The sequence below is a fragment of the Myceligenerans indicum genome, from assembly GCF_016742955.1.
In the GTDB taxonomy this organism is placed as follows: Bacteria; Actinomycetota; Actinomycetes; order Actinomycetales; family Cellulomonadaceae; genus Myceligenerans; species Myceligenerans indicum.
Map to the genome: position 1 here is coordinate 1 of NZ_JABBYC010000138.1, position 860 is coordinate 860.

An 860-nucleotide genomic window follows, 5' to 3' on the forward strand; every position below is an offset into this window, starting at 1 on the left:
GGGCCTTCGCCCCGAGAAGTGGACACGTCATCGTGTGGTCATGCGGCAGGCTGCAGCGTAGCTGTTTGAAGGTTCTTCTCGTAGTCGGCCGGGCTCTGGTTTCCCAGGCGTGAGTGGGGTCGTCGGGTGTTGTAGCGGGTGGTCCAGCGGAACACCGCGAGGCGTGCGGCTCGGGGTCCGTCGAAGGCGGGCGCGCCGGCCAGGAGCTCGCGTTTGAGGGTCGCGTTGAACGACTCGGCTGCGGCGTTGTCCGCGCTGGTGCCGACCGCGCCCATGGACTGGGTGACCTGCAGCGTCGTACAGAGGTCGGCGTAGGCCCGGGATCCGTACTGGGCGCCGTGGTCGCTGTGAAAGATCGCACCGGCTAGCGAGCCGCGCTCGGCCGCGGCGGCCTTGAGCGCGTCTTCGACGAGCTCGGTGCGCATGTGGTCGGCGATCGACCAGCCCGCCAGACGGCGGGAGCACAGGTCGATCACCGTGGCCAGGTAGAGGAACTTCCCGCCGCCCACGGGTAGGTAGGTGATGTCGCCGATATACCTGCTGTTCGGCTCGGCGGCGGTGAAGTCCCGCTTGATCAGGTCGTCGGCCTTGACCCCGGACGGGTCCGGGACCGTCGTGCGGACCCGCCGGCGCAGCCGGATCCCGGTGAGCCGGTGCTGGCGCATCACCCGGGCGACCCGCTTGTGGTTCACCGGCTCTGCCTGCGGGTGTGCCTTGCGCAGCTCGGACGTCACCCGCGGGGACCCCAGGGCGGGATCCTCGCGGTGCAACTGCCGAATCCGATCGGCGAGCACGGCGTCATCGGCCGCCCGCGCGGCACGGGCGGCAGCGCCGGTGAGCCACTTGTAGTACGAGGACCG

The 860-nt window shown here is 70.2% G+C and carries 1 protein-coding gene; it reads right to left on the bottom strand.

Translation table 11 applies throughout. The features are described from left to right. Positions 1-38: 38 nt before the first annotated feature. The coding region (locus tag HGK34_RS22280) for an IS3 family transposase (protein ID WP_201851643.1) at positions 39-860 on the bottom strand (822 nt) is incomplete at its 5' end.